The sequence below is a fragment of the Polaribacter sp. ALD11 genome, assembly GCF_002831685.1.
Lineage (GTDB): Bacteria > Bacteroidota > Bacteroidia > Flavobacteriales > Flavobacteriaceae > Polaribacter.
Map to the genome: position 1 here is coordinate 1,008,755 of NZ_CP025119.1, position 22,715 is coordinate 1,031,469.

General features: G+C 29.1%; 17 protein-coding genes and 1 pseudogene. 1 reads left to right on the forward strand and 17 read right to left on the reverse strand.

Annotation, left to right across the window (positions count from 1 at the left end; translation table 11 throughout):
• Positions 1–140 precede the first annotated feature (140 nt).
• The 6 genes from CW731_RS04490 to CW731_RS04515 form a co-directional block, all read right to left on the reverse strand.
• Complete coding sequence (locus CW731_RS04490) at positions 141–1,400, reverse strand: DUF4374 domain-containing protein (RefSeq protein ID WP_100945609.1); 1,260 nt, start codon at positions 1,398–1,400, stop codon at positions 141–143.
• 28 nt (positions 1,401–1,428) lie between these two features.
• Positions 1,429–3,795, reverse strand: a complete 2,367-nt coding sequence (locus tag CW731_RS04495) for a TonB-dependent receptor (RefSeq protein WP_100945610.1) — start codon at positions 3,793–3,795, stop codon at positions 1,429–1,431.
• Positions 3,796–4,085: 290 nt separating this feature from the next.
• Positions 4,086–5,702 carry a PepSY domain-containing protein gene (locus CW731_RS04500; RefSeq protein WP_100945611.1) on the reverse strand — a complete coding sequence of 539 codons (1,617 nt, stop codon included), beginning with the start codon at positions 5,700–5,702 and terminating at the stop codon, positions 4,086–4,088.
• 12 nt (positions 5,703–5,714) lie between these two features.
• Positions 5,715–6,005, reverse strand: coding sequence for a hypothetical protein (locus CW731_RS04505; protein WP_100945612.1), 291 nt, complete (start codon positions 6,003–6,005; stop codon positions 5,715–5,717).
• Positions 6,006–6,010: 5 nt separating this feature from the next.
• A complete protein-coding gene (locus CW731_RS04510) occupies positions 6,011–6,343 on the reverse strand; it encodes a hypothetical protein (RefSeq protein ID WP_100945613.1) in 333 nt (110 codons plus the stop codon).
• 59 nt (positions 6,344–6,402) lie between these two features.
• Entirely contained in the window at positions 6,403–7,101 is a 699-nt protein-coding gene (locus CW731_RS04515) for a hypothetical protein (RefSeq protein ID WP_100945614.1), read from the reverse strand.
• 353 nt (positions 7,102–7,454) lie between these two features.
• Between CW731_RS04515 and CW731_RS04520 the strand changes: the two genes are divergently transcribed.
• A complete protein-coding gene (locus tag CW731_RS04520) occupies positions 7,455–8,417 on the forward strand; it encodes an AraC family transcriptional regulator (RefSeq protein WP_100945615.1) in 963 nt (320 codons plus the stop codon).
• Between the two features lie 482 nt (positions 8,418–8,899).
• Here the strand turns inward: CW731_RS04520 and CW731_RS04525 are convergent, their stop codons facing one another.
• The 11 genes and pseudogenes from CW731_RS04525 to CW731_RS04580 all read right to left on the reverse strand — a co-directional run bounded on the left by CW731_RS04525 (position 8,900) and on the right by CW731_RS04580 (position 22,704).
• Complete coding sequence (locus CW731_RS04525; protein ID WP_100945616.1) at positions 8,900–9,187, reverse strand: hypothetical protein; 288 nt, start codon at positions 9,185–9,187, stop codon at positions 8,900–8,902.
• Positions 9,188–9,209: 22 nt separating this feature from the next.
• Positions 9,210–9,776, reverse strand: coding sequence for a glycerophosphodiester phosphodiesterase family protein (locus CW731_RS04530; protein ID WP_100945617.1), 567 nt, complete (start codon positions 9,774–9,776; stop codon positions 9,210–9,212).
• 34 nt (positions 9,777–9,810) lie between these two features.
• Positions 9,811–11,223: a metallophosphoesterase family protein gene (locus CW731_RS04535; RefSeq protein ID WP_100945618.1), complete on the reverse strand. Its 1,413-nt coding sequence runs from the start codon at positions 11,221–11,223 to the stop codon at positions 9,811–9,813.
• Positions 11,224–11,283: 60 nt separating this feature from the next.
• Positions 11,284–13,011, reverse strand: coding sequence for a SusD/RagB family nutrient-binding outer membrane lipoprotein (locus CW731_RS04540; RefSeq protein ID WP_100945619.1), 1,728 nt, complete (start codon positions 13,009–13,011; stop codon positions 11,284–11,286).
• A 19-nt stretch (positions 13,012–13,030) separates the two neighbouring features.
• Entirely contained in the window at positions 13,031–16,447 is a 3,417-nt protein-coding gene (locus CW731_RS04545; RefSeq protein ID WP_157812185.1) for a SusC/RagA family TonB-linked outer membrane protein, read from the reverse strand.
• Between the two features lie 173 nt (positions 16,448–16,620).
• Positions 16,621–17,535, reverse strand: coding sequence for a FecR family protein (locus tag CW731_RS04550; RefSeq protein ID WP_100945621.1), 915 nt, complete (start codon positions 17,533–17,535; stop codon positions 16,621–16,623).
• A gap of 123 nt (positions 17,536–17,658) precedes the next feature.
• Complete coding sequence (locus tag CW731_RS04555; RefSeq protein WP_157812186.1) at positions 17,659–18,168, reverse strand: RNA polymerase sigma factor; 510 nt, start codon at positions 18,166–18,168, stop codon at positions 17,659–17,661.
• A 267-nt stretch (positions 18,169–18,435) separates the two neighbouring features.
• A pseudogene (locus CW731_RS15750) lies at positions 18,436–19,816 on the reverse strand (alpha-amylase family glycosyl hydrolase); the annotation flags it as partial.
• 264 nt (positions 19,817–20,080) lie between these two features.
• A complete protein-coding gene (locus CW731_RS04570; protein ID WP_100947623.1) occupies positions 20,081–20,926 on the reverse strand; it encodes a universal stress protein in 846 nt (281 codons plus the stop codon).
• A 272-nt stretch (positions 20,927–21,198) separates the two neighbouring features.
• A complete protein-coding gene (locus CW731_RS04575; protein ID WP_100945623.1) occupies positions 21,199–21,840 on the reverse strand; it encodes a universal stress protein in 642 nt (213 codons plus the stop codon).
• Positions 21,841–21,849: 9 nt separating this feature from the next.
• Positions 21,850–22,704 carry a universal stress protein gene (locus tag CW731_RS04580; RefSeq protein WP_100945624.1) on the reverse strand — a complete coding sequence of 285 codons (855 nt, stop codon included), beginning with the start codon at positions 22,702–22,704 and terminating at the stop codon, positions 21,850–21,852.
• Positions 22,705–22,715 lie beyond the last annotated feature (11 nt).

Below are 22,715 nucleotides of genomic sequence, written 5' to 3' on the forward strand. Positions count from 1 at the left end.
CTATTAATTCTTAAACTTATTTTAAATTCTAACCTTATTCCTGACGAAGTTTTTTTATGTTAAAATAGAAGTTAATAAAAATCTCAGGTTAAATTTTAACCTGAGATTTTATCGCATTTATTGATTATGAAAACTGATAATTAATTTGCAGTCTCAAGTTTACTAATAGCTGTGATTTCCCCTCCTTCTACCTCTAATCCTTGTGTAGCTGTAGCTGACGCAACGTCAATATTATAAACAAAACTTCCCTCAGTAGTATTTACTCCAACATAAGCTGTTGTACCATTTTTAGAGACATAATTGTTTCTACCCGCAATACTAGAAATGTTTTCATTTGATGGTAACCCTGTTACAGCAATATAAGATTTTGTGTGTACATCAATAATAGCTAATTCTTTACCATTACCATAAGAACCTCTCTCAGATACATTTAAAAGAATTGCTAAAAATTTACCATTACCTAAATACATTTGAGAAGTAACGTATTTACCTCCAGAAGCTGCTTCTATATCAAAATAAAATGAATCAAATTCTGATGTACCACTTTTAATTCGAGTAATTGCAGATGGCTTCGTTGAAGAAAAGTCATAAGATCCTGAGCTATTTTGAGTTTTTGCTATTGAAGATGAAAATGCATAGGCATCTCCTTTTTCATCTACAGAAAGACCATTTGTAAAATAACGCCCAATAAAACTTATGCGGTTATCTGTAATTGTTTTTTCATATTTCATTTCTGGATATGAAAAAACAGCAATATTAGCTTCGTCTGGATAATTTGTTCCATACCTATTATCAGAGGCTCCTTTTATAGTCATATAAGGTAAAAACACTTTGTTTCCTACTTGAGTAATCCATGTAGGAAAAGCTATTTCACCATTTTTTTTATTCGCTAATTCTTGAACATTAATTTCTCCTTCTGCTACAAATTCTAACAAATCTGTATCGAAACGATACCAATATGCAATAGGATTGTCTATACTTCTAGCTGTTTTCATTAATAAAATATCCTTATCAATAGACTCAAAAGCTTGCACTGTTTCTGACTGAAAATCAGATAACTTCTGTAAAGCACTTTCTCCATTTAATTGATAAGTAGTTACAGCTCCCGGATTTCCTTGTCCGTATAACAAACTAAAAAATTTATTGTTATTCGTTACGTAATATCTATAAGTTCCGTCTTGTTCTATTCCATTTCCTATGGTAGATATTTTTCCTTGACTTAAATAATCTGTTGTTAAAATATAATCTGCAACACCTTCAGATGCTGTTGGGGTTGCTGTAATAATATACTTAGATTCAGAACTAGAACCTACAGGATCTGTAACTTCCTTTTCACTACATGCTGCTAAACTAGCAATTGCTAAGGCCCATGCTCCTATTTTAAAACTTACTTTTTTCATTGTTTTATATTTAAATGTTTATTAATTATTAAAAGAATACGTATCTAATTTTCCCAGAAAAACTTCTTCCTGGTTTTTGTAAACTAAAGTTATCGTACAACATGCTATTGGTAATATTTCTACATTCTAGTGTAAATTGTACTTTTTTATTAAATTTATATGTGAAATTTAAATCGTGTGAAATTTGTTCTGAAATATCTAATTTATCACTACCTAAACTTGGCCAATACAAGTAAAATGCATGTACATATAGTAGGTTATAACCAATACTTAATTCTTGTTTTCTATTCCCTAAGTTCAAAAATGCATAGTTTATGTCTCCATTCCCATATAAATAGGGCATGTTCGGAATTCTATCTTTATAGACAACGCTTACTGTGGTTTGTCCTTCATCATATTTAGTATTGTTTCTTAAGTCTTGGTAAGTTGCATTCAAGCCCAATGATAAATTTTGATTATATGTATATCTTATTTCAGATTCAATTCCTAAGTTGGTAACACTTCCTAAATTGTCCATTACTTGCATAACTTGGTTTTTGTTTAATCTAGGTCTAATAAAATCTTTGGCATCTCTATAAAACAGATTTGAGCTAAAGCTAAACTGATGGATTTTATTAAAATTCCCCCAATAACTTAAACCTAAATTGTAATTGTTACTACTTTCTGGTTTTAAGTTGATATTTCCTTCTAAATTGATTATGTCACCAAATAATTCATTTGATTCTGGTAATCGATATGTTTTTTCGTAAGATCCTTTTAACTGTAAATTGTCATGTAAGAAATAAGTAACTGCAAAACCATAACCTAAAAAATTAAACGTATTTGTTTTATTGATATAAGCTACATCACCATAGCCTCCCGTAGGATTATAGGCATGAGCATAGGTGTTTTTTTGAAAATATTGCTTAATAAATAAAGAAGTGTTCCAATTAGAACTTTTAAAATCATGACCTAAACCAGTAATATTTTTTAATGTTTTTTTAGGTTGTTGATAAATATCACTATCTGGATTTAATTCGTTAACTCCTTTTCTATTAAAAGTATTTAAAGTGCTACTTAAAGCTAAGTTATGGTGTTTATTTATTTTATAATTGGCATTTGCAGTAGCCAAACCGTTGTTGTTTTTATATTTATATAATGAATAAGAACGTTCGCCTCCTGGTGTATTATATTCTTTATAATTTCCAAACCAATTATACCTTCTATTAATAGTGTCTATGTTTTTTTCTGCCCCTAAATTATAACTAGCATTGAACTTTACATCTAAATTTTTAAGTATAAAATCATCTTTTTTATACTTTATACTAGGCATAATAATATTACCTCTTCTGTTCCATGCCCCAAAAACACTAGCTTGTCTCGCACCTGTTTGAATTTCTTTATAATTTTTTCCTAAAGTAATTCCAAATAATAATTGATCTGCAAAACTTTTATTTACAAATCCTAAATTAAAAATTACGGATTCGTTATGATAGGTATCATGAAAACGTTTTACGGTTTTGTTTGGGTAATATTTACCTGTATTGATATCTGCTACATCTACTTTAATTTCATAATTATTATCTGAATAATTTTGAAAAGCATTCATTTGAGCAATAAACCCTTTATTAGAAACGTAAATTGCATTTACATAACTACGATGTGTATTAAAAGAGCCGTAAGAATAAGAAGCGTCTAAATGGCTTTTTTTATACGTGTTGGTAATAATATTTACAGCACCTCCCAAAGCATCAGAACCTAAACCTACCGGAACAACACCTTTGTACACTTCAATTCTTTCTGCTAAATTAATAGGAATATTATTTAATTGAAATGATGACCCCATATTGTCCATAGGAATTCCATCAATAAAAAAACGTACTTGATTTCCTCTAAAACCATTTAAAGAAAAATTCATTTTAGAGCCAACTCCACCACTTTCACGAATTCTTACTCCAGATACTTTTCCTAAAGCATGGCCAATATCTAAAGTGGTATTGTGTAGTTTTTTAGCATCTACTACCGTTACGTTAAAAGCTTTTTCTTTTACCTTTTGCAACTTGCTTTTACCAGTTATAATAATTTCACTTAACTGTGTATTAGACTCTTCTAAAATAAAAGAAACTGTTTTTGTATTACCTCTATTAATAGTAATTGTTTTATGTAGGGTTTTATAACCTAAGAAAGACACCTCTATAGTATATAAACCATCGTAGTTTCCTATAAACTTAAACAAACCATTATTGTCTGTAATAACGCCATTATTAGTCTCTTTAATAATTACGGTTGCTCCGTATAAAGGAACCTGATTTTGATCTAGTACATGACCAATTATGTTGCTTTTCTTTGATTGGGAAAACCCTATAATTGAAAATAAACAACAAGCAAATGCAAGGTATAAATTGTTTTTTGACATATTGAATGTGAATTCTATGAATTTATTATTATTTAGACTTAATATAAATAATGTGCAAATATAAATTGAATTCCTTCTTAGAATTGTACGCAATGCGGATAATAAACTACGCAAAACGGAATAAAATAAAATAGCTTTTTGTTATAAAAAACACCTCTAAAAACAAACAAAAAGAGGTGCCATAAAACAAGGTTAGATGAATACTAAAATTGGTTGTAAATAAATGAACTTAAACATTAATTGGTTGATGAATTAATGTATTATTAGGTTAAAATAATTAGCAATAATAGTTATCCTTTTGTTTTTTGTAGTTTTAATTTAAAAACAACTGCAATAGCGGTTAAGGATAATAAAATCCAAAAGACGTCTATTACAAAAATTTGAGAGTATCCTTTTTGCCAAGTAATCCATAACCAGTTCCCAGAAATAACACCATTAGAAATTGGCACTAAAAAACCAAAAATACTACCAAGTATTAAGGATGTCTTATTTGTAAAATAAATGTCTCGTTTAATTATAAATAATGTGCTTAAAGCTAACCATCCCCAAAAGAAAACATTATAAATTAAAGCTTTTTTTCCACCGTCATAATCACTTGAAAAGCATTTTACTACAATAAAAATTAATGCCGTAATAGGATAAATACTAAGGCAAATAGCCATGTAAATATTTACTAACCAACTGTTAAATTTTCTTTTATAATTGGGTACTACTTTGTTATCTCTTGCTACTAGCCAAATAAGCACACCAGAAATAATTACAAAACAAGTTATTAAACCGAGTACAAAATTGATAAGTTTCATACCGTAACCACCATAATCGCCAAAATGTAATCGTTTTAATAAGTTAGTAGTTCCTTTAACATAAGTTGTTTCTTTTAGAGGGCTGTTTTCATCGACAATCTCACCATTTTCTGCTTTAAAGGTTAAAGAACCATCACCCAAAAGATTGTCTTTAAATTGCGGATGTCCTTCTACCTTAACATGCATATTGGCATCTCCATAATTAAAAATTTGCAAGCTATTTATTTTTAAATCTGGCCACTTATTTTTAGTTTCTAATATAAAATCATTAATGGATATCGTTTTATTTATAACTTCCCCTTTTAGCTTATAATTTATAACTTTCTCTGTATTTAATGCTTCATTAAATACTTTAGTATCGTCATTAAATATAAACGACTTAATTGGTGGTACCATAATACTGTATCCAATTATTAGGTATACTCCTGTAACGGCAAACATAAATTGAAAAGGCAAACCAATAAGCCCTAGAGAAACATGTGCATCTGTCCAAATTGTTTTCCATTTAGATTTTGATCGAAAAAGATAAAAACTTGATGCAATTTTTTTCCAATGAACAATAACACCCGTAATAATTGCAAATAAAAAGAAAAATGCAACAAAACCAGCCAACATATAACCAGAACGACCGTATAGATTTAGTTGTGCAAAAAAATGAAGCCTATAAAAAAACTCTCCTAATGTATAAGCTTTATCATATCTTTCAGATTTATACGTTTTCAAGTTCGTATTAAAAAATGTTCGTTTGGGTCTTTTTTCTACTTCTTTTTTAGTTTCTTTTACTGTTTTATTTCCTTCAATTTTTAACTTTTCTTTTTCTGATGGCGAAATAACCGTAGTAGCCATTTGCCCCTCTATACGTTGGAAGAAAGTAATATTTTGTCCGTTTAATTTGTATTCTTTTTCAATATTAATTAACAGCTTATCGAAATTAGTTTCGCTAAAAGCACTGTCTTTAACAGGTTCATTACGTTCCCATGCTATAATTTCATCTCTTAAAAAAGAAATAGACCCCGTAAAGAAAATAACGTACAATGCAGCACTAATAATAATACCACTAATAGTATGCGTATGTAACATAATATTATAGACTCTTTTAGACATGTGTTTTGTAAATTAGATAGTTAATGACTGTTTAGTATAAATAAATGCAATGAAAATTATGGCGATTAAAATATATACTCCCCATATTTTCCATCCATTTTTAGCTAAAAAAGCAACAATTAGTAAGGTTACCCAAAGGATGAAACCAGCATAACGTATGGTATAGATACTATTTTGTGGGTTCCACCAAACAACTAAAACCATATGAAAGAGTTGTGTAAGAATATAGCCTCCAATAAAACCTGCGGTTATTTTAGCAAATCTCTGTAATGGTGTGGATAAGTGTTTTTTATTTGCTGGCATACTATTTATTTCAAGAATATTTCAATTACAAAAGCAATTACAGTGATAATTATAAGCTTGGTTAGATTAAAAAATCGAAGAGGAGCTATTAAAACAATGCAACAACCAACTGTCATTACAATTACCAAATAAGAAAAAATACCTGCACCAATACCATAATAAAACAAACAAGGTATCAGACTTATTAATAATAAACCAATACCAAAATAAGATGCTGTTTTTTTGTTAGCAGCACTCTTTCGTTGAAGCTTATATTGTAGTGTTAATTCGGCACGTTTACTAGTACTGTATAGTAGGTAAAACCCTAAAAAAGCAATACAACAAGTTAGTGTAAGCATTTGTATGTGAATTATAAAATTTAAGTAGAATTATAAAAGCGTATCTTAAATAATTAAGTTTAATGCGTTACAAAAGTTGTAACGATGCGCATTCTATTTATATATTCTTCATTTTCTACGTCTTCCTTTTTACTAGCTTCAAGCAAATATGGCACCTGCAATTCTACTTTAAAACTGGCAATACCTTCTGTATTTGTTTTAATATCTTTCTGCCAACCATTAGGTGCAAAAACTTTTATAGATATATCTGCTAACGGTACTCCCCTATTTTCAACATAAATTGAAATTATATTATCATTTTTAAAGCTTTTGTACATTAATAAAAGATTCTCTTCTTTAGTTTTAATAAGTTTAGATCTAACATAAGGTTTGCCTACCTCTACACTTGTAGATGTATTAAATTGATATTGCGTTTTACCATATAAACTAGCTACATTATGGTGTATTGAAAAATAATATCTACCATCTGTTTTAGGTGTAAATGAAGCTGAAAAGTGATTATTACGTTGTTGCGTTATTATTTTTTCTTTAATTCCGTTCGGATGCGTTAACCAAAGGGTAAAGTCTTTTGTATTAGACCACCAATCTTTAATTAATTCTCTTTTGCCATCATGAGGTTCGGCATAAAAAACAAAAACATCTTGTGCTTCTCCTTTTTTCCCTTCTCCATTAGTTTTAATAAATAAAGCATGTGCAAATATATTGGCTGTATTTGCAAAGATGAATAGGTATACTAATAATTGTTTTACAGCTGTCATTTTTAATAGTTATTCGATTTTAATTTAGATTTATTCTAAATAATTTAACGCAAAAATATTAACAACACGTATTTAAAAGTTACGCTAAGCGGAATATAATCTACGTAAAGCGGAATATTAAAACTTTAACTACTATAATACATTTAAAAAAAATTAAATTTACACTAAAAAACTTATTCAATAAATACCTGAATTTAAATACTTTAAATACTTTTTAATATATCTCAGATTCTTCAATAATTTTATTTCATAAAAACAAAACACCGCTATACTTATTTAGATTCAATAAATATAATGTATTTTTGGCAAAAATATTTATTTTATAAATTGAAATCAGGGGCAAAAAAGAAATAATGATAAGTAGTATTTTAATAGAAAATAATAGAGAGATTGTTTTTGATAAAACCTCAGAAATTATTAAAATTGATGAATGTGGAACTCATGAGGTTGTTACCTTAATTAATGATAAATCTTGGTATAAAGAACAAGTTTTTGATAGTTTTAAGATTGGTTACGGTACTTTAATTGACGTTAAAAATAATAAAATAAAATTTGATTTTAAGGGAGAAACTATAGGGATGGTTTTTATACAAAAAGGAAGTCTTAGTATAAACATTCCAAAATTATCTCACACAAATTATTTAGAGTCAAATGAGCATAACCTATTTTATTATACAAGTATATCTGGAGAAATTGAAATGACAGATGATATTGTTTCAATATTTAGAATCAATTTTTCGTTAAGTTTCTTTAATCAATTTTTACCTGATGAAAATAAATTTAAAGACTTTAGAAAACAAATATGTTACAATAAAACAGGTAAACTTAAAAATAAGAATGGAGCTATCACATCAAAAATATTTTTAATAATAGATGAAATAAGAAATTCAAAATGGAAAGGTTTTTATCGTAAGATTCACATGAATTCTTTAATTTTAGAACTTTTATTATTGCAATTAGATCAATTTAATAGTAGTAATCAAACAAGAACTAGCGAGGAAGAAAAAATAATTAGAGTGAAAGATTATATAACTAAAAACTGCACTAAATCGATGACATTAAATTTTCTGTCTAAAAAATTTGGGACGAATGAATGTGCTTTAAAAAAAGGGTTTAAAACGCAATTCGGTATAACCGTTTTCGGGTATATTATAGACTTAAAAATGGATAAGGCAAAGGAATTACTTTTTGATAAGAAGTTACCTGTTGGTGAGGTCTCAGAATTGGTTGGTTACAAAAATCCTCAACATTTTTCAACTGCATTTAAAAAGAAATATGGGGTAACTCCTAGTAAATTTATGAAGTTTAATTCATAAATATTTTACTTATCTATTAATAGAGTTCTTATTTATTTTTAATAATAAGTGTGCAATAGCTAACGTAACAAAAACTTTCAAGGTTTATTTTTAAAAGCTACTCCCCTATTAAATGTATCATATCCGTTTTAAACAGTAGTCGTGGTTTTTATTTGATAGAATATTATGTTATGACCTATAAAATAGAACTTCCTTGTAACAAAAAATAAATTTTACAGTTACGATAAAAAAGAATGTTATTTTTAAAAGTTTTAATTGTCTTAAAAGCTCTAAAAAAATAAACATAAAAACCGAATATATAGAGCTAATTAAAAATTACACATTATAACCTTAAAATTACAAAATCAAGTTATCTGTAAACAGAAACACTTATGTTCTTCATTTTAATAAATCAAAAAAAAAACACAAATAGTAATATAAATTAAGATTTTTTTTTAAAAAATAAAGGCGTAATAATGTTACTATTACGCCTAAAAAAAATACTATCTGTGCAGTTTTTTATTTTTTAAATACTTTAATAGTTCTTCTGGTAAATCTGTTTGTATAATATTTACATACTTTTTTTTCAAAAGTTCATTAAAGCCTGAATTTCTTTCTTCTAACTCCATTCTATCATATTTTCCAAGTGCATTTATCCATACTCTAGAGCCCTGTTCTATAACTCCTTTCATAAAATTTGGCTCATAGAAACTTTCATCTATATGTACTACAGATATATTTGAATAGCCAAGTATTTCTTTTACATCTGTTTTGCTGTAAGCCCTTGGCATAATGTTAATTTTTGAATTTATTTTACGTAATAGAGGGTACTTGCTTATAATTAGACAGAAAGAAGATAATTTGATTTTCCATACCATATTCTTTTATTAAAGCATAAGTTTTATTTACGGCATCGACACTATCTTCTTTAAAATCAACATCAATAATAATGTTTCCTTTAGTTATCTTTAATACATCTTCAAAAGTTGGAATTTTTTCGCTTGTTACTTCTCCATCAAATATAAGGTATAGCTTTTCTAAACTTTCAAAATTTAAATTATGTACTTCTCCTGTTCCGTTTGTTGTTCTATCAACAGTATTATCATGCATAATTATTAACTCACCGTCTTTAGTTTGTCTCACATCCAATTCTACAATATCAATTCCAAGACGAATACATTCGTTTATCGCTTTAATTGAGTTTTCTGGATATTTTTTATGAGCAGCTCTATGTGAAGCAACTAACACATTTTTATTACCATAAAAATCTTCAAGAATACGTTCTACCTTTGTTGTTTGTGCTTGAAATACTAAGGTTGAAAAAAGCAGAAATAATACAACGAATTTATGCTCTGCTATGTTTTTAGTGTTTTTAATCATTTTTATATTTAAAATTTAAGACCATAGATAGTGGCTATTGCTTTATAAAATCTTTTTTAAACCTCATAAATTTTTGACTTTCGGGGTTGTTGACTATCTTTTTTTCACCATTCTTTGTCTTAATTATATGAAAGCTATCAAATAGAGTTCCTAATGCTGTATAAGAATTATACTTTAATGTATTATTTTCTATTGTTATTATTTGAAAAAGTTGAGTAAACTCTCCTCTCTTTACCATCCAGTCCTGATTCTGAGATTCGTACATTTTAGGTCCACTAACCGATACTGCATAAACAGTTCCAGCATCTTCAACAATTGTTTTACCCAAACCTTCGTTAGAAGCATAACCTCTAGCGTAGGTATGATCGTGACCTTGTAAAACTAAATCAACATTGTATTTATCTATTAAAGGTTTTAAGTTATCTCGTAGTTCTTTGTTATCACGCCCTTTCTTAGTAGAATAAACAGGGTAATGCATAGTAATGGTTATCCATTTTTTTTTGTTGTTAGATAAAATAGAGTCCAACCATTTAGTTTGTATTTTTCTAGACTCTTCACTATTAATAAAACTTTGTGCATCAATAGAAATCAATTTCATATTTTGATAATCTAAACTGTAACAAGTTTCTTTAAGTTCTTCTAATGGTGCATTTTCTGGTAAAGTAAATTGTGGTCTCCATAAAGCGGATAATTTTTTTCGATCTACACTTTTATCATATTCATGGTTTCCTGGAGTCATAATACTTGGTACTGTTGCATGTATAAAACTACCTGCATAAAACCATTCTCCCCATTCTCTATCAGACTCACTATGATTAATTAAATCTCCAGCATGTAACATAAAATCTACCTCTGGCATCATTTTGTATGATCTACGAATAACTCTAGACCACATAGATTTCACTTCATTTTGTGCATCTCCAAAATAGATAAAACTAAAAGGAATATCTTGATTAATAGGCGGTGTTTTAATTTGAAACCACTCACTCCAAGTATCCTTATTTTTGCCACCATCTCCTACACGATAGACATAAGTGGTTCCAGGCTCTAAATTTTTTACAATTACAGAATGATAAGAAGCTTTTACTAAAGGCTCATTATCTCTTGTATTTTCTATTTCTAATAATGCTGTTTTTGCGATAACACGTTTAATATTATGCTCTAGTAAAAAATCTGGGCCATGAGTTTCTTTAGCTACTTCTACATATGCAGTATCTATTTGTTGATTTGTTCTCCAGTTAACAGCAAAACTATGATTTGGGTCTTCTGTAAGATTTACTATAATTCTATCTGGTGCTTTAGATGGAAAAATTAATTTATGTGCATCTACATTAGACATTTCTGAATAATGCGAATGATTTTCTTCATCATGTACTACTTTTTTTTCTACTGATTTACATGCCGTTAAGCTTAAACCTAATAAAATAACAGATACTATTTTTTTCATAATTTACTTTCAGTTTAAAAGAAAAACAGGAGTATAATTACTCCTGTTTTATAGACGTAATTATTGTAAAAGCCACATTTGAGACCATTGATTGTTTACAGCTGGTTCTAACTTATTAATAGCATTTAACATATTTTCTTCATTATAAGAATCTGTATAAATAAACCTAATGGGAGTTTGTTTTCCTTTAGTACCAGATATAATATTACTATTAAGATCAGGGAATCCTGTTCTTCTAAAATCAAACCAAGACTCTGTTGTTAACCATAGAGCAATCCATTTTTGATGCATAATTGGTTCTAATTTATCTGAAGCATTGTCATAAATTAGTTTAGTATTGGCTAGATATTCAGTTTGCCTAAAAGAAATTAAAGCGTTACTAGCTTTATCATAAACAGCATTATTATCTCCGTCAGAAATCTGATATTGTTTAAACGACAATTCTATTCCTGCAGTGTAATATTGAAAAGCATCACCACTAATATAACCTCGAATACTTGCTTCAGCTAATAAAAATTTTACTTCTGTAGCAGTCATTAAAATAGACTTTACTAGTTCATTATTATTTTCTGAATACATATCTGTTAAATATGACGTGTGTGGGTTTGCAGCTGCATTTAAATAAACATTTCCATCTAAATTTGTAATGTCATTTTTGATGTCACTAATTGTTCCTCCTAAATTAAAATCGTTTGGAGCGCTTAATGCAATAGGCAAACCAACAAATAAATTGGTATTAATATCATTCTCTAAATTACTATCTGTATTAATGGCATTGATATCTATACTCACATATCGTTTAACTCTGTTGTTTTCTATAACTACCTGGTTTGTTTCTCCTTGTATAAGCTGAACATCTACAGGTTTTATCCACTTCGTTAAACGTGGATCCTTTAAACCTATTAAATTATTTACAATAGTTGCTGATGGTTTTCTACGATAAAACTCAGACCTATTACTCCAATTTAAGGCGCCACCAGACCAACTATTACTTTTATCTGTACCTAAGTAAGAAATAACGGCATTATCATTATTATCTTCTAAGATTGGAAACTCACTTTTATTGTTTACAATTGCTGATATTTCAGATGACACATCAATATCTGAGTCATTTTTTTCAGACAAACGCATATAAAACCTAAGACGTAAAGAATTCGCTAATTTCCTCCATTTTTGTCCATCTCCGCTATATAAGATATCACTATTAATAGCTTCTTTACAAACTCTGGTATTTTTTAAAAGTGTATTAGCATCTTTTAAATCTTTAAGAATACCAACAAAGACTTCTTTTTGAGTATCATAAGCAGGTTTAAAAAACTCATTTCCTCCTTTTTCTGCTTGTAGAGCTTTACTGTATGGAATATCTCCAAAAGCAGAGGTAAGAAAACCAAATTGATACGATTTTATAATTAACGCTACAGCTTGATAATAATTTTTTACCTCATCAGTTTTTTCAGTTTCTGCTCTTTTATAAATGTAATCACTGTCTTTTAGAGGTTGGTAATAGTTAGAAAAATCATTTGCTCCCCATTGATAATTATTTTCTTCATAACTTGTAAAATCTCTTTGTAGGTATTGATTTGCAGCAGATAATTCACCAGAATCATAAGCCAACCTTGTTGTTATTTTTGCTGCTTCAGAAATAACTCCTGTCAATACAAATTTAATATCTACTTCAGTATCTGGAAGTGTATTTGGACTAATATTAATATCGTCTAAAGATTCACTACATGATGTTGCTATAAGCAATAACATTAATAGTATTATATTGATTATATTATTTTTCATTTTGTTTTGTGTTTATGAATTAAAAACTAACGTTTAATTTGAATCCCATTGGTACTGTCCATGGGGTAAGACTCCATTTTTCAAAACCTTGATTACCGTCGTTATAAGCTGTTTCTGGATCTATGCCAATATTGGCTTTTGTCCATAACATAATGTTCTTTGCGTATACAGATAGAGAAATACTCTGTGCGGAAATACTTTGAGCGACGTTGTCTGAAAATTTATAAGCAAGAGTAATGTCCCTTAATTTTATAAAAGAAGCATCGTACATAAAAGTATCTCCAGTTCTCCAAAAACTACCACTAGACTCAACAACTCTGTATGCATCAAATAATTTAGTATTTGGGCCTCCAAAATTTTCTGTATAAGTGCCATCACCATTATCTATTACCCCAGGGAAGAAAGCACCATTGTTGTTTCCGTTATGTTCAAAACCACCTAAATCTTTATTTCTACCACCAACCCATACATTATTATCTCTATAGGCAGGGTTTGATTTTATTTCATTAGCAAGTGCAACTCTGTCTCCTCCGAAAGAATTAGCATTTAATACCCCCGAAAATGTACTTGTACTAATTCCGTTTTTCCAACTTTCTATTTTACCAGAGCGTGCCATTCTTTTCATAGATTCTGAGAAAAAATTTCCACCTTGTCTCCAATCTAAACTAGCAGATATAGTAAAGTTTTTATACGTAATAGAATTATTTATTCCAACAGTAAAATCATTATTAAAGTTCCCTACTTTTGGTTGATTTTCTTGAGCTCTATCTACTTCCCACCTACCATTTGAGTCTAATAAGTTCCATCCTTTGTATTCGCCTTCTTCTACCTTTTTAACATAGGGTGCATATAAATCTCCAATAATACCTCCCACTTTTGTGAAAGCTCCCATATCTCTACCTCCTCCAAAAGAAACTCTATCAATCCCGTCCACCAATGCTACCAATTTACTTTGTTGTTTGGTGAAATTAAAATCCATGTTCCATTTTAAATCTTCTGTTTTAATAGGAACAATATTTAAACCTAGCTCTATACCATAATTTTCTACATTACCTGCATTAATAGTAGTACTTGTATAACCTGTTAAAGGAGACACAGCAACATTTAAAATTTGATTCTTATTTTGGGTTTTATAATAAGTCGCATCAAACCCTAAACGACCATTAAATAATTTAATATCAGTACCAACTTCGTAAGAGGTAGCTATTTCTGGCTTTAAATTGGTATTTGGCATACTGCTTGGTAGAGAATATGTAAAATTATCTCCCCAGTAACCTTGAGACAAAGTTGGGTTAATTAAGTATGGTGAGGTATCTTTACCTACTTGAGCCCAACTAGACCTTACTTTTAAAAAGGATACCCATTGAGGCATATTTACAAACTGAGAGATTAATACACTTGTTGAAACTGAAGGGTAAAAATAAGATCTATTTTTTTTAGGTAATGTACTAGACCAATCGTTACGTGCAGTTATATCTACAAATGCATAATCTTTATATCCAATAGAAAGCATTCCGTAAGCACTATAAACTGCTTTTTTATAACTAGCACTAGTGTATGATAAACCTCCTCTAGCTACATTAGATAAAGTGTAAAGGCCAGGTAAGACCAAATTGTCTCCACCAGAACTAATTGACGTGTTTCGACTATTCATTATGTTCCCTCCGATAGACGGTTCTATACGGAAATTTCCTGTCTTTTTTTTGAAAGAAAAAAGCACATCAACATTGGTTTCTCTAGAATTGCTTTCACTAATATCATATGATCCAAAAGGTTTACTACTTCCGAACCCATCATAAGACCAAGGTCTAATAATTTCTGTTCTATTGCTACTGCTGCTATTAGATACCCTAGCCATTGCATTAAAATTAGAATTTATTTCCCAATCTAATTTAATGTTTCCAAAACCTCTAATTTTATCAAACTTGTTTCTTCTTTCATTGGCTGAAAACCAAGGGTTATTATAGCCCTCTGTAACCTTACGTTGTTGTGCATTTTTCACCTCCCAATAGTCACCCTTTAAATCATTAATGTTGATGTGAGGGGCAATATTATACACATCAAAGTATTGGTCATTACGTCCTAAAGATTTAATAGGATAATTATTTGAGTTAGGATTAGAAAGGTTAATATTTGTAGATATTGTTACTTTGTCTGTTATTTTAAAACTAGTAGTTAAATTAACACCTATTTTTTGTAACTCAGTACCAGGAGAAAAACCTTTTCCTTTTAGATGAGATATAGATAAACGAAAGTTTCCCTTATCATATGCTCCTGAAACACTTATATCATTAATAGTAGTAGCTCCTGTTTTAAAGTAATCTTCTAAGCTATTATTGTAAAATTGTAATGGTTTTTCTTCTCCATTGCTATTCCACTGTACAGCAGATGTTCCTTCTTCGCCTCCGTACCAATGTTGCCAAGTAGCTTCATCAAATAAACCTTTTTGTCCATTGGTAAACCTATTTTGTAAGTCTATATATTTATAGGGAACGTTAAAAGTAGTAGTCGTATTAAAGGTAACACCAATTCCTTTTTTAATGTTTTTTCCTGATTTTGTAGTTATTAAAATAACTCCGTTACCAGCTCTAGAGCCATAAAGAGCAGCAGCACTTGCTCCTTTTAAAATAGACACATTTTCAATATCCATAGCACTAATATCTCCCATTACATTAGGGTTCCCCACAGGCGAACCATCAATAACAACAAGTGGCTGATCATTTCCTGTCAAAGAAGTTTTCCCTCTAATATATACGTAAGTTTCATTGTTTAAATCGTTTCCTCCACGACGAATATCTAAACCAGATATTTTACCAGACAAACCTCCTAAAACATTTTCTTGAGGAACAAGGTTTATTTTTTCAGATTTTACTTCGCCTACAGAATAACCCAGTGCTTTCTTTTCTCTTTTCATTCCCAAGGCTGTAACAACTATTTCATCTAAACCCGCCGAATTTTCTTTTAAAACAATATTCAAATCGCTTTTATTATTAACAAGTATCTCTTGACTTGCATACCCCATAAAAGAGATAAGTAAAATAGCGCTAGAATTTGAAACAGATATAGAAAATTGACCATCAAAGTTTGATGTTACTCCATTTTTTGTTCCTTTTTCCAGGATTGAAGCACCAGGAAGCGTAACTCCATTTATATCTGAAACAATTCCTTTAATGCTTAGTTGCTGCTTTTTTTGTTTTACTTTTTTAATTAAAATATGTTTTTCGTTAATTTGATATTTAAAATGACCTTTTGTACCTAAATCATTTAATAAATTTGATAACAGTATCTCTTTATAATTAACGGAATACGTAGCAGAATCTTTGATGATTTTTTGCCCATAAGAAAAATTAATACCGTAATCTTTATTTAATTTTGAAAAAATAGTTATTAGCTTAGCATTTTCTAATTTTATGCTTATTTTTAACTCCGATATCATATCGAGATTCTTTCCAAAACTTTTTGTCGGAACTAAGATTGACATAATTAGAAGTAGAAATAATCTAGATAAGTAATTTTTAAATTTCATTTTTAAGTGTTGTTTTTGTTATATATATTCGATGCTTTTTACAGGAGGAGTCTGTTACAGCAGACTCTTCTTTTTATATTTTATTATTTGACTTCTATCATGTTGTTTTTATTTAGAGTTAATTTTAGTTCACTTATATAATTTATTTGATCTATTATACTTTCTATATTTTCATTTCTTTTTATGGTGATTGACATTTGAACTCTTTTAAAGTCATTGTTTAAAAATTTCACTTCTATGTTATAATTAGACTTTATAAAACCTGCTAATTCCTCCATACTTACTTTTTTAAGTGAAGTCGTTTCTTTAAACCATAAAGCAGTAAGTTCATGTGCTATATTTCTATTTCTAAAGGATTTTGAAGTGATTTTATATCTAGTTTGTTCATTTGGTTTCAAAAGCACAGAATTATTAGCATCATAGACCTTTACTAAACCCGTTGCAACTGTAACACTAATTATAGAATCGTTATCTGCTATATTAAAACTTGTACCTAACACCTTTGTATTTATACCTCTTGTTTTAACTATAAATGGTTTTTTTTCATTCCTTTTTACGTTAAAAAAGGCTTCTCCTTCTAAATCTAAATGTCTCGTTCCGTTAAAATTATCAATATATTTTATAGCACTTTTTTTATTTAGAATAACCACACTTCCATCTGTTAATAGCACTTTTTTTATTTGATCGGAGGTATTGGATACTATTAGAATTTTTGAATTATTATTTTGTTTTAAAAACCACATGCTACTTAAACCAATAAGTAAAATTATAGAAGCAGCAACACTTAGTTTAAAAATATAATTAGATTTTGTTTTTTTCTTAATAACAGAATAGATCTCACTTTTTATTTCACTCTTTTCTAAATCACTAAAAAAAAGAGCATGCTTAGTTTCCTTAATAGCTCGTTCTTCAAACGCTATTAATAGCTCTTTCTCTTCTTTAGTTGCCTTTCCTTTTAAAAATTTATTCAAAAGGTTTTTAAATTCTTTTTCAGTCATAAATAAAGTATCTATAAGTAAATACCGAAATAGACGTAACACACGTAAAAAAAATATTTTTTTTATGAAAATTTAAATTTTAATGTTATTTTGAGTGGAATAAAAGGATATTAAATAAGCTTATTATAAGTTTACTTCGCTCTTAATACTTCTAATAGCTAAAGAAATCTGGGTTTCGACAGTTCGTTTCGATATACCTAATTTTTGAGAGATCTCAAAGTTATTAAGTTCTTTAAATCTACTTAAAGTAAAAATTTGATACCGCTTTTTGGGTAATTTGTTAATCGCTTTATTAATACGATCTTCAGTTTCTTTCAATTGAAAACTATCTAAAATTCCACTTGCGTGAGGGGTTTTCAAAACGTCTATTTGATCTATATTCGTCTTATGGAATTTTGTATCTCTAAGTTCTTTATAAACTCGAAAACGCGTTGCTTTAATAAGATATGCTTCAATATTATTATTCTCTATATTTAACCTTCTAACCCAAAAATCAATAAAAACTTCCTGAACAAGATCTTTAGAAAGATCTTTATTTTTTAATAAAGAAAATGCAAGTGCATACATACGTTCCCATAACTTATCATAAAGAACGGCGAAAGCAGACTCATCGGAAAGTTTGATTTTAGTCATTAATTCTTTATAGAAATTAATATTATTGGGTTGTCGTTGCATGTAACAAAGCAAATCAAATTTCAAAGAAACTAGATTACCAAAAAGTAAAGGATATGTTAAGAAGGATTCTTTGTTTGAATCTACAATATCGGTATATTTAGAAAACAAGTACAATAGTAAAAATGCCAGCTATATACCTGCTGTAATTTTAAATGATGCTTATCTTAATGTTATTTAGATTTCTATTGAAAACGGATTTTATATGTTTTATTAATGAAGTAACTACTCCTTTTTCTTAATACTTATAGCCAATTCACCACCGTTAGCTAATTTAAAATTTAACTTGGTGTTGTCCTTAACATCTATAGTTTCAAACTCAATATCTAAAGGATTTTCATTCCAATGTGCATTTTTTCCGTCTTTATAAACTTTAGCCTCATAAACTGTATTTTCATCTAAAAAACTAAAATCAACCTCTATTTCTCTCGAGTTTTCATCAGTAATACTTCCTAAAAACCAATCTCCTTTTTTATGCTCTTTTCTTGCAATGGTAACAAAATCGCCAACTTCTCCTGTCAGAACTTTAGATTCAGACCAATCAACACCTACATCTTTTATAAATTGAAGTGGTTTAGGGTTTGCTTCATAATGTTCTACCAAATCTGCTGCCATTTGCACAGGACTATAAATTACAACGTACAAAGCTAATTGATGGGCAAGTGTTGTATCTACTTGATTGTCCTTCTTATATTCGTCAAATTTTATATTAAAAATTCCTGGAGTAAAGTCTATTGGGCCAGCTAACATTCTTGTAAAAGCTACAATTGATAAATGTTCTGGCGGATTTCCTCCATCTCCAGACCATGCATTAAATTCTTGACCGCGCAGGCCTTCTCTAGAAATAATGTTAGGATACGTTCTTCTTAAACCTATTGCCTTTATAGGTTCGTGTGCATTTACTGCAACTTCATATTTTGCTGCTTTTATTGCCGCATTGTTGTATTGATTCACCATATATTGCCCATGATGATATTCACCTTTCGGTAAAATATTGCCCACATAACCAGACTTAACAACGTGCATTCCGTATTTCTGCATTAAAGCATACGCAGTATCTTGTTGTTTTTCATACGCTTATATTGCCGCAGAAGTTTCATAATGCATAATAATCTGAACTCCTTTTTCTTTTGCATATTTGGAAATTTCATCAAAATTGTAATCCGGATACGGTGTTACAAAATCAAAAACACCTTCTCTATCTTCAAAACCAATCCAACGTTCCCAACCTGTATTCCAGCCTTCAACTAAAACGCCTCCAATATTATTTTTTTGCTGAAAAATCGATAAAACGTTTCACATTTTCATCGAAAATTGAAGTTCTATATGGCGCTCCAAAACCTGCGCTTTCAGAACCATCTTCACCAAGTTCTTGTCCGAAATAAACCATCGTTGGCGCTGTAGAAATTGTGGTAGAAACAACCATTGCAGATTTTCCTTTTAAAGCATTTCCTGCAAATTCTGGGCTCGCAATTCTTTGCTCATCATGATTCTCTAAAAAGTGCAACATATGGTGCTCAATATCTTATAAGTCTTCTTGAATTGGCGGAATATTATCTGTCAAACCCTTTCCTTGCATTACATTTTTAATCGTGTCATAAAACTCAATATTTAGCAAACCCTATTTTTGGATTAAACACATATATACCAAACCTTTATACAACATAACTTTGGGAAATAAAAATAAAACTAAACTCTATAATCCACCTATATCTATATAAACAAAGGAAACATTACATACTGTATTGGGAAGTAGGCTCATCTTTAACGATGTCTGAACTACCTCAAATTCATAGTCATAAATATTGTAAAACCCGAGCTATAAATCCCTCATAAGTAAACTCCTTATTTCTAATTAAGACGTTTTAAAGTCTTAGCTCCTTAAATCATGCAATGTCAGTATCGGGACATTCGCATTCTGACCTAAATATTTCACCATTGGACTAGAGAAAATACTTCCAAAAAAAACATGCTTTTTATTAATAAAAGCTATCATTCCACTCTCTCTACTTTGCGCAAAACAACGGACACTTTCTTGTAAATTTAAGCTAAACAACTCATGATGTGTAAAATTAGTGGTTTCTAAAATTTGATTGAGTAACGCTTTTTTAATCAATTGCTCTTCGCTTAATATTTTGCTTTTTTGAACATGTAAAACTCGGATTGGAGCATTGGTTAATCGTGAAATTTCTATTAAAGTTGCCAATTCATTTTCTTTGTAATGAGTTTTAAAACTGGTAGGAAATACAATCTCTTTTGGGGTATTAAAAATAACATCTCCAGGAATCGTAAGTACTGGACAGTTTCTAACTTTTTCCATTGTATTTACAGCATTACTCCCCAAAATCATGTTTTTATCATCTGTTTTTCCTCGAGTTCCCATAATTATTAACTGAATGTTTTCGTTTGTAACATTTTTTTTGAGAACATCATTAAAAGATCCAAATTCATTCAAAAAATGGAATGTATGATGACTTTTCTCATTATTAGAAATAATTTTAGTTTTTAACTTTTCCATGTTTATTTCAGTCCGCTCTTTTACTTCATTTATTTTTTTATCCGTGGGAGGATTAAACAAGTTATTCTTGGCGTATCCAGGGTAATAGGTATGTAATATAAAAAATTCGCAAGATTCCTCTTTATATAGTTTAATTGCATAATTTATTGCGTTGCGTGCATTTTTTGAAAAGTCTGTTGGTAATAATATCTTTTTTTTCATCATCTACATTTATATATTGTTTTTATAAAAACAACTAAACTCTCTATCAAAAATCATTAATCTATATTTGGTAAAACTAACAATGGCGTTCTAATGTTATATGCTATTTCTTTAACCATATTCCTATTAAATAAATTATTAATAAAACTATGTTTATAATAACAAATAGCCAATATGTCTATTTTTTTTTTATAGACATATTCCATAATAGTTTCAACTTTACTTTGTGCTTCAAAAAGCCAATTAAGTTCAAAATCTTCTTTTTTAGAAATTTATAATAAATGATGAAGGTTCGCTAGTTGCTCATCTTCTAGTTTTTTTTCCTCATGAACATGAATTATCGTAGTTTTTGCACTAAATAATCTGCTAAGGTCTTTTAATGGAGCTAACTGTTTATTGGAATACTTCCTTTTAAAGCCTGAAGCAAACCCTATTTTTTTAGGCTCTTTGTAACTTAATTGGTTGGGTATTATTAAAAGAGGTACTTTTTTAATAGTTTTAATTGCTTTAAAACTATTGCTTCCAATAAATATTTTTTCTGTAGCAGTTTTTCCTTTACTTCCCATAACTACAAAATCTACATTTTCTTTTGTAATAAGTTCATTAATAGCTCGTGTTAACAGAAGTGAGGTGGCAATTATTTTAAAGGTATGTTTTGTTGTTTCTATATCACTTACAAGTTTATGCTGCAGTGCTAAACATTTTGCTTTTGAAGCACTGCAAAACTTAACAATTTCTTTTTCCGATTTATTTCTGTCCATAACACTTGTAGTCCGAGAAACTTTGTGTTCAACAGAATTTAAAATAATAAATCGAGACGGTTCATCTTTAAATAATTTAGCGGCATAAAATAAAGCACAATAAGCATTATTTGAAAAATCTGTTGGTATAAGAATTGTTTTTATAATGAAAATTTAAGGATATTATTTATTTATTAGTTCTTCGGAAGGTATAACCAAGAACGGAATATCCGTATGATATACCATTTGATTAACTACGGGTTTAAAAAGTAAATTCTCAAAGAAATTATGATTGTTATAAACCATTACCAAAAAGTTAACTTTATACTTTTTTTCAAACGATTCGATAACTTCAATAAGCTCCAACCCTTCTCCATCATGAAATATATGCACATTATCTACAAAGAAAGCTTCTAAAAAAGCTTCCGTCTGTTGCTGTGTTTCTTTCAATGAAATATTCTGATACACATTTAATATATGTAACCTGGACTGATGCTCCTCACAGAGTTCTCTTATTAATGACAGATATTTGTTAGATTTACTGACCTTGTAATCTGTAGGAAACAAAATCTCTCTTGGTTTCTTATATTTAAATTTAGAGGGAACAGCAATTACTGCGCAGTTTATTTTTTTAATAACATCCATTGTATTGGTACCAATAAATATTTCTTTAGCACCAGTAGCCCCTTTAGTCCCCATAACTACTAGATCAATATCATAGTCTTTAATAGCTTCTGCCATCTCAGATTTTAAGAAGTTTAATGAAGCAATAGTAATAAACTTGTGCTTTGTATTCTTAAATTCAGTATTTAATCTATTTTCTGTCTCCTTAAGTTTTCGCTCTGCTATTTCTTTTTCAACACCTTGTAATGCCAGTACAGAAGGACTATCCATCATATTATTTGCACTAATATTTATAAGAGTATACGTATGAAGAATATAAAAATTGCACTCAACATCTTTATATAATTGTACAGCATAAGATAGAGCATTGTCTGCATTTTCTGAAAAATCTGTGGGTAATAATATACATTTCATATGAGTATGAG

Bases quoted from the DNA above. Each gene is read 5' to 3' on its own strand.
- CW731_RS04490 (WP_100945609.1), bottom strand. From the start codon at position 1,400: ATGAAAAAAGTAAGTTTTAAAATAGGAGCATGGGCCTTAGCAATTGCT.
- CW731_RS04495 (WP_100945610.1), bottom strand. From the start codon at position 3,795: ATGTCAAAAAACAATTTATACCTTGCATTTGCTTGTTGTTTATTTTCA.
- CW731_RS04500 (WP_100945611.1), bottom strand. From the start codon at position 5,702: ATGTCTAAAAGAGTCTATAATATTATGTTACATACGCATACTATTAGT.
- CW731_RS04505 (WP_100945612.1), bottom strand. From the start codon at position 6,005: ATGCCAGCAAATAAAAAACACTTATCCACACCATTACAGAGATTTGCT.
- CW731_RS04510 (WP_100945613.1), bottom strand. From the start codon at position 6,343: ATGCTTACACTAACTTGTTGTATTGCTTTTTTAGGGTTTTACCTACTA.
- CW731_RS04515 (WP_100945614.1), bottom strand. From the start codon at position 7,101: ATGACAGCTGTAAAACAATTATTAGTATACCTATTCATCTTTGCAAAT.
- CW731_RS04520 (WP_100945615.1), top strand. From the start codon at position 7,455: ATGATAAGTAGTATTTTAATAGAAAATAATAGAGAGATTGTTTTTGAT.
- CW731_RS04525 (WP_100945616.1), bottom strand. From the start codon at position 9,187: ATGCCAAGGGCTTACAGCAAAACAGATGTAAAAGAAATACTTGGCTAT.
- CW731_RS04530 (WP_100945617.1), bottom strand. From the start codon at position 9,776: ATGATTAAAAACACTAAAAACATAGCAGAGCATAAATTCGTTGTATTA.
- CW731_RS04535 (WP_100945618.1), bottom strand. From the start codon at position 11,223: ATGAAAAAAATAGTATCTGTTATTTTATTAGGTTTAAGCTTAACGGCA.
- CW731_RS04540 (WP_100945619.1), bottom strand. From the start codon at position 13,011: ATGAAAAATAATATAATCAATATAATACTATTAATGTTATTGCTTATA.
- CW731_RS04545 (WP_157812185.1), bottom strand. From the start codon at position 16,447: ATGATATCGGAGTTAAAAATAAGCATAAAATTAGAAAATGCTAAGCTA.
- CW731_RS04550 (WP_100945621.1), bottom strand. From the start codon at position 17,535: ATGACTGAAAAAGAATTTAAAAACCTTTTGAATAAATTTTTAAAAGGA.
- CW731_RS04555 (WP_157812186.1), bottom strand. From the start codon at position 18,168: ATGACTAAAATCAAACTTTCCGATGAGTCTGCTTTCGCCGTTCTTTAT.
- CW731_RS04570 (WP_100947623.1), bottom strand. From the start codon at position 20,926: ATGAAAAAAAAGATATTATTACCAACAGACTTTTCAAAAAATGCACGC.
- CW731_RS04580 (WP_100945624.1), bottom strand. From the start codon at position 22,704: ATGAAATGTATATTATTACCCACAGATTTTTCAGAAAATGCAGACAAT.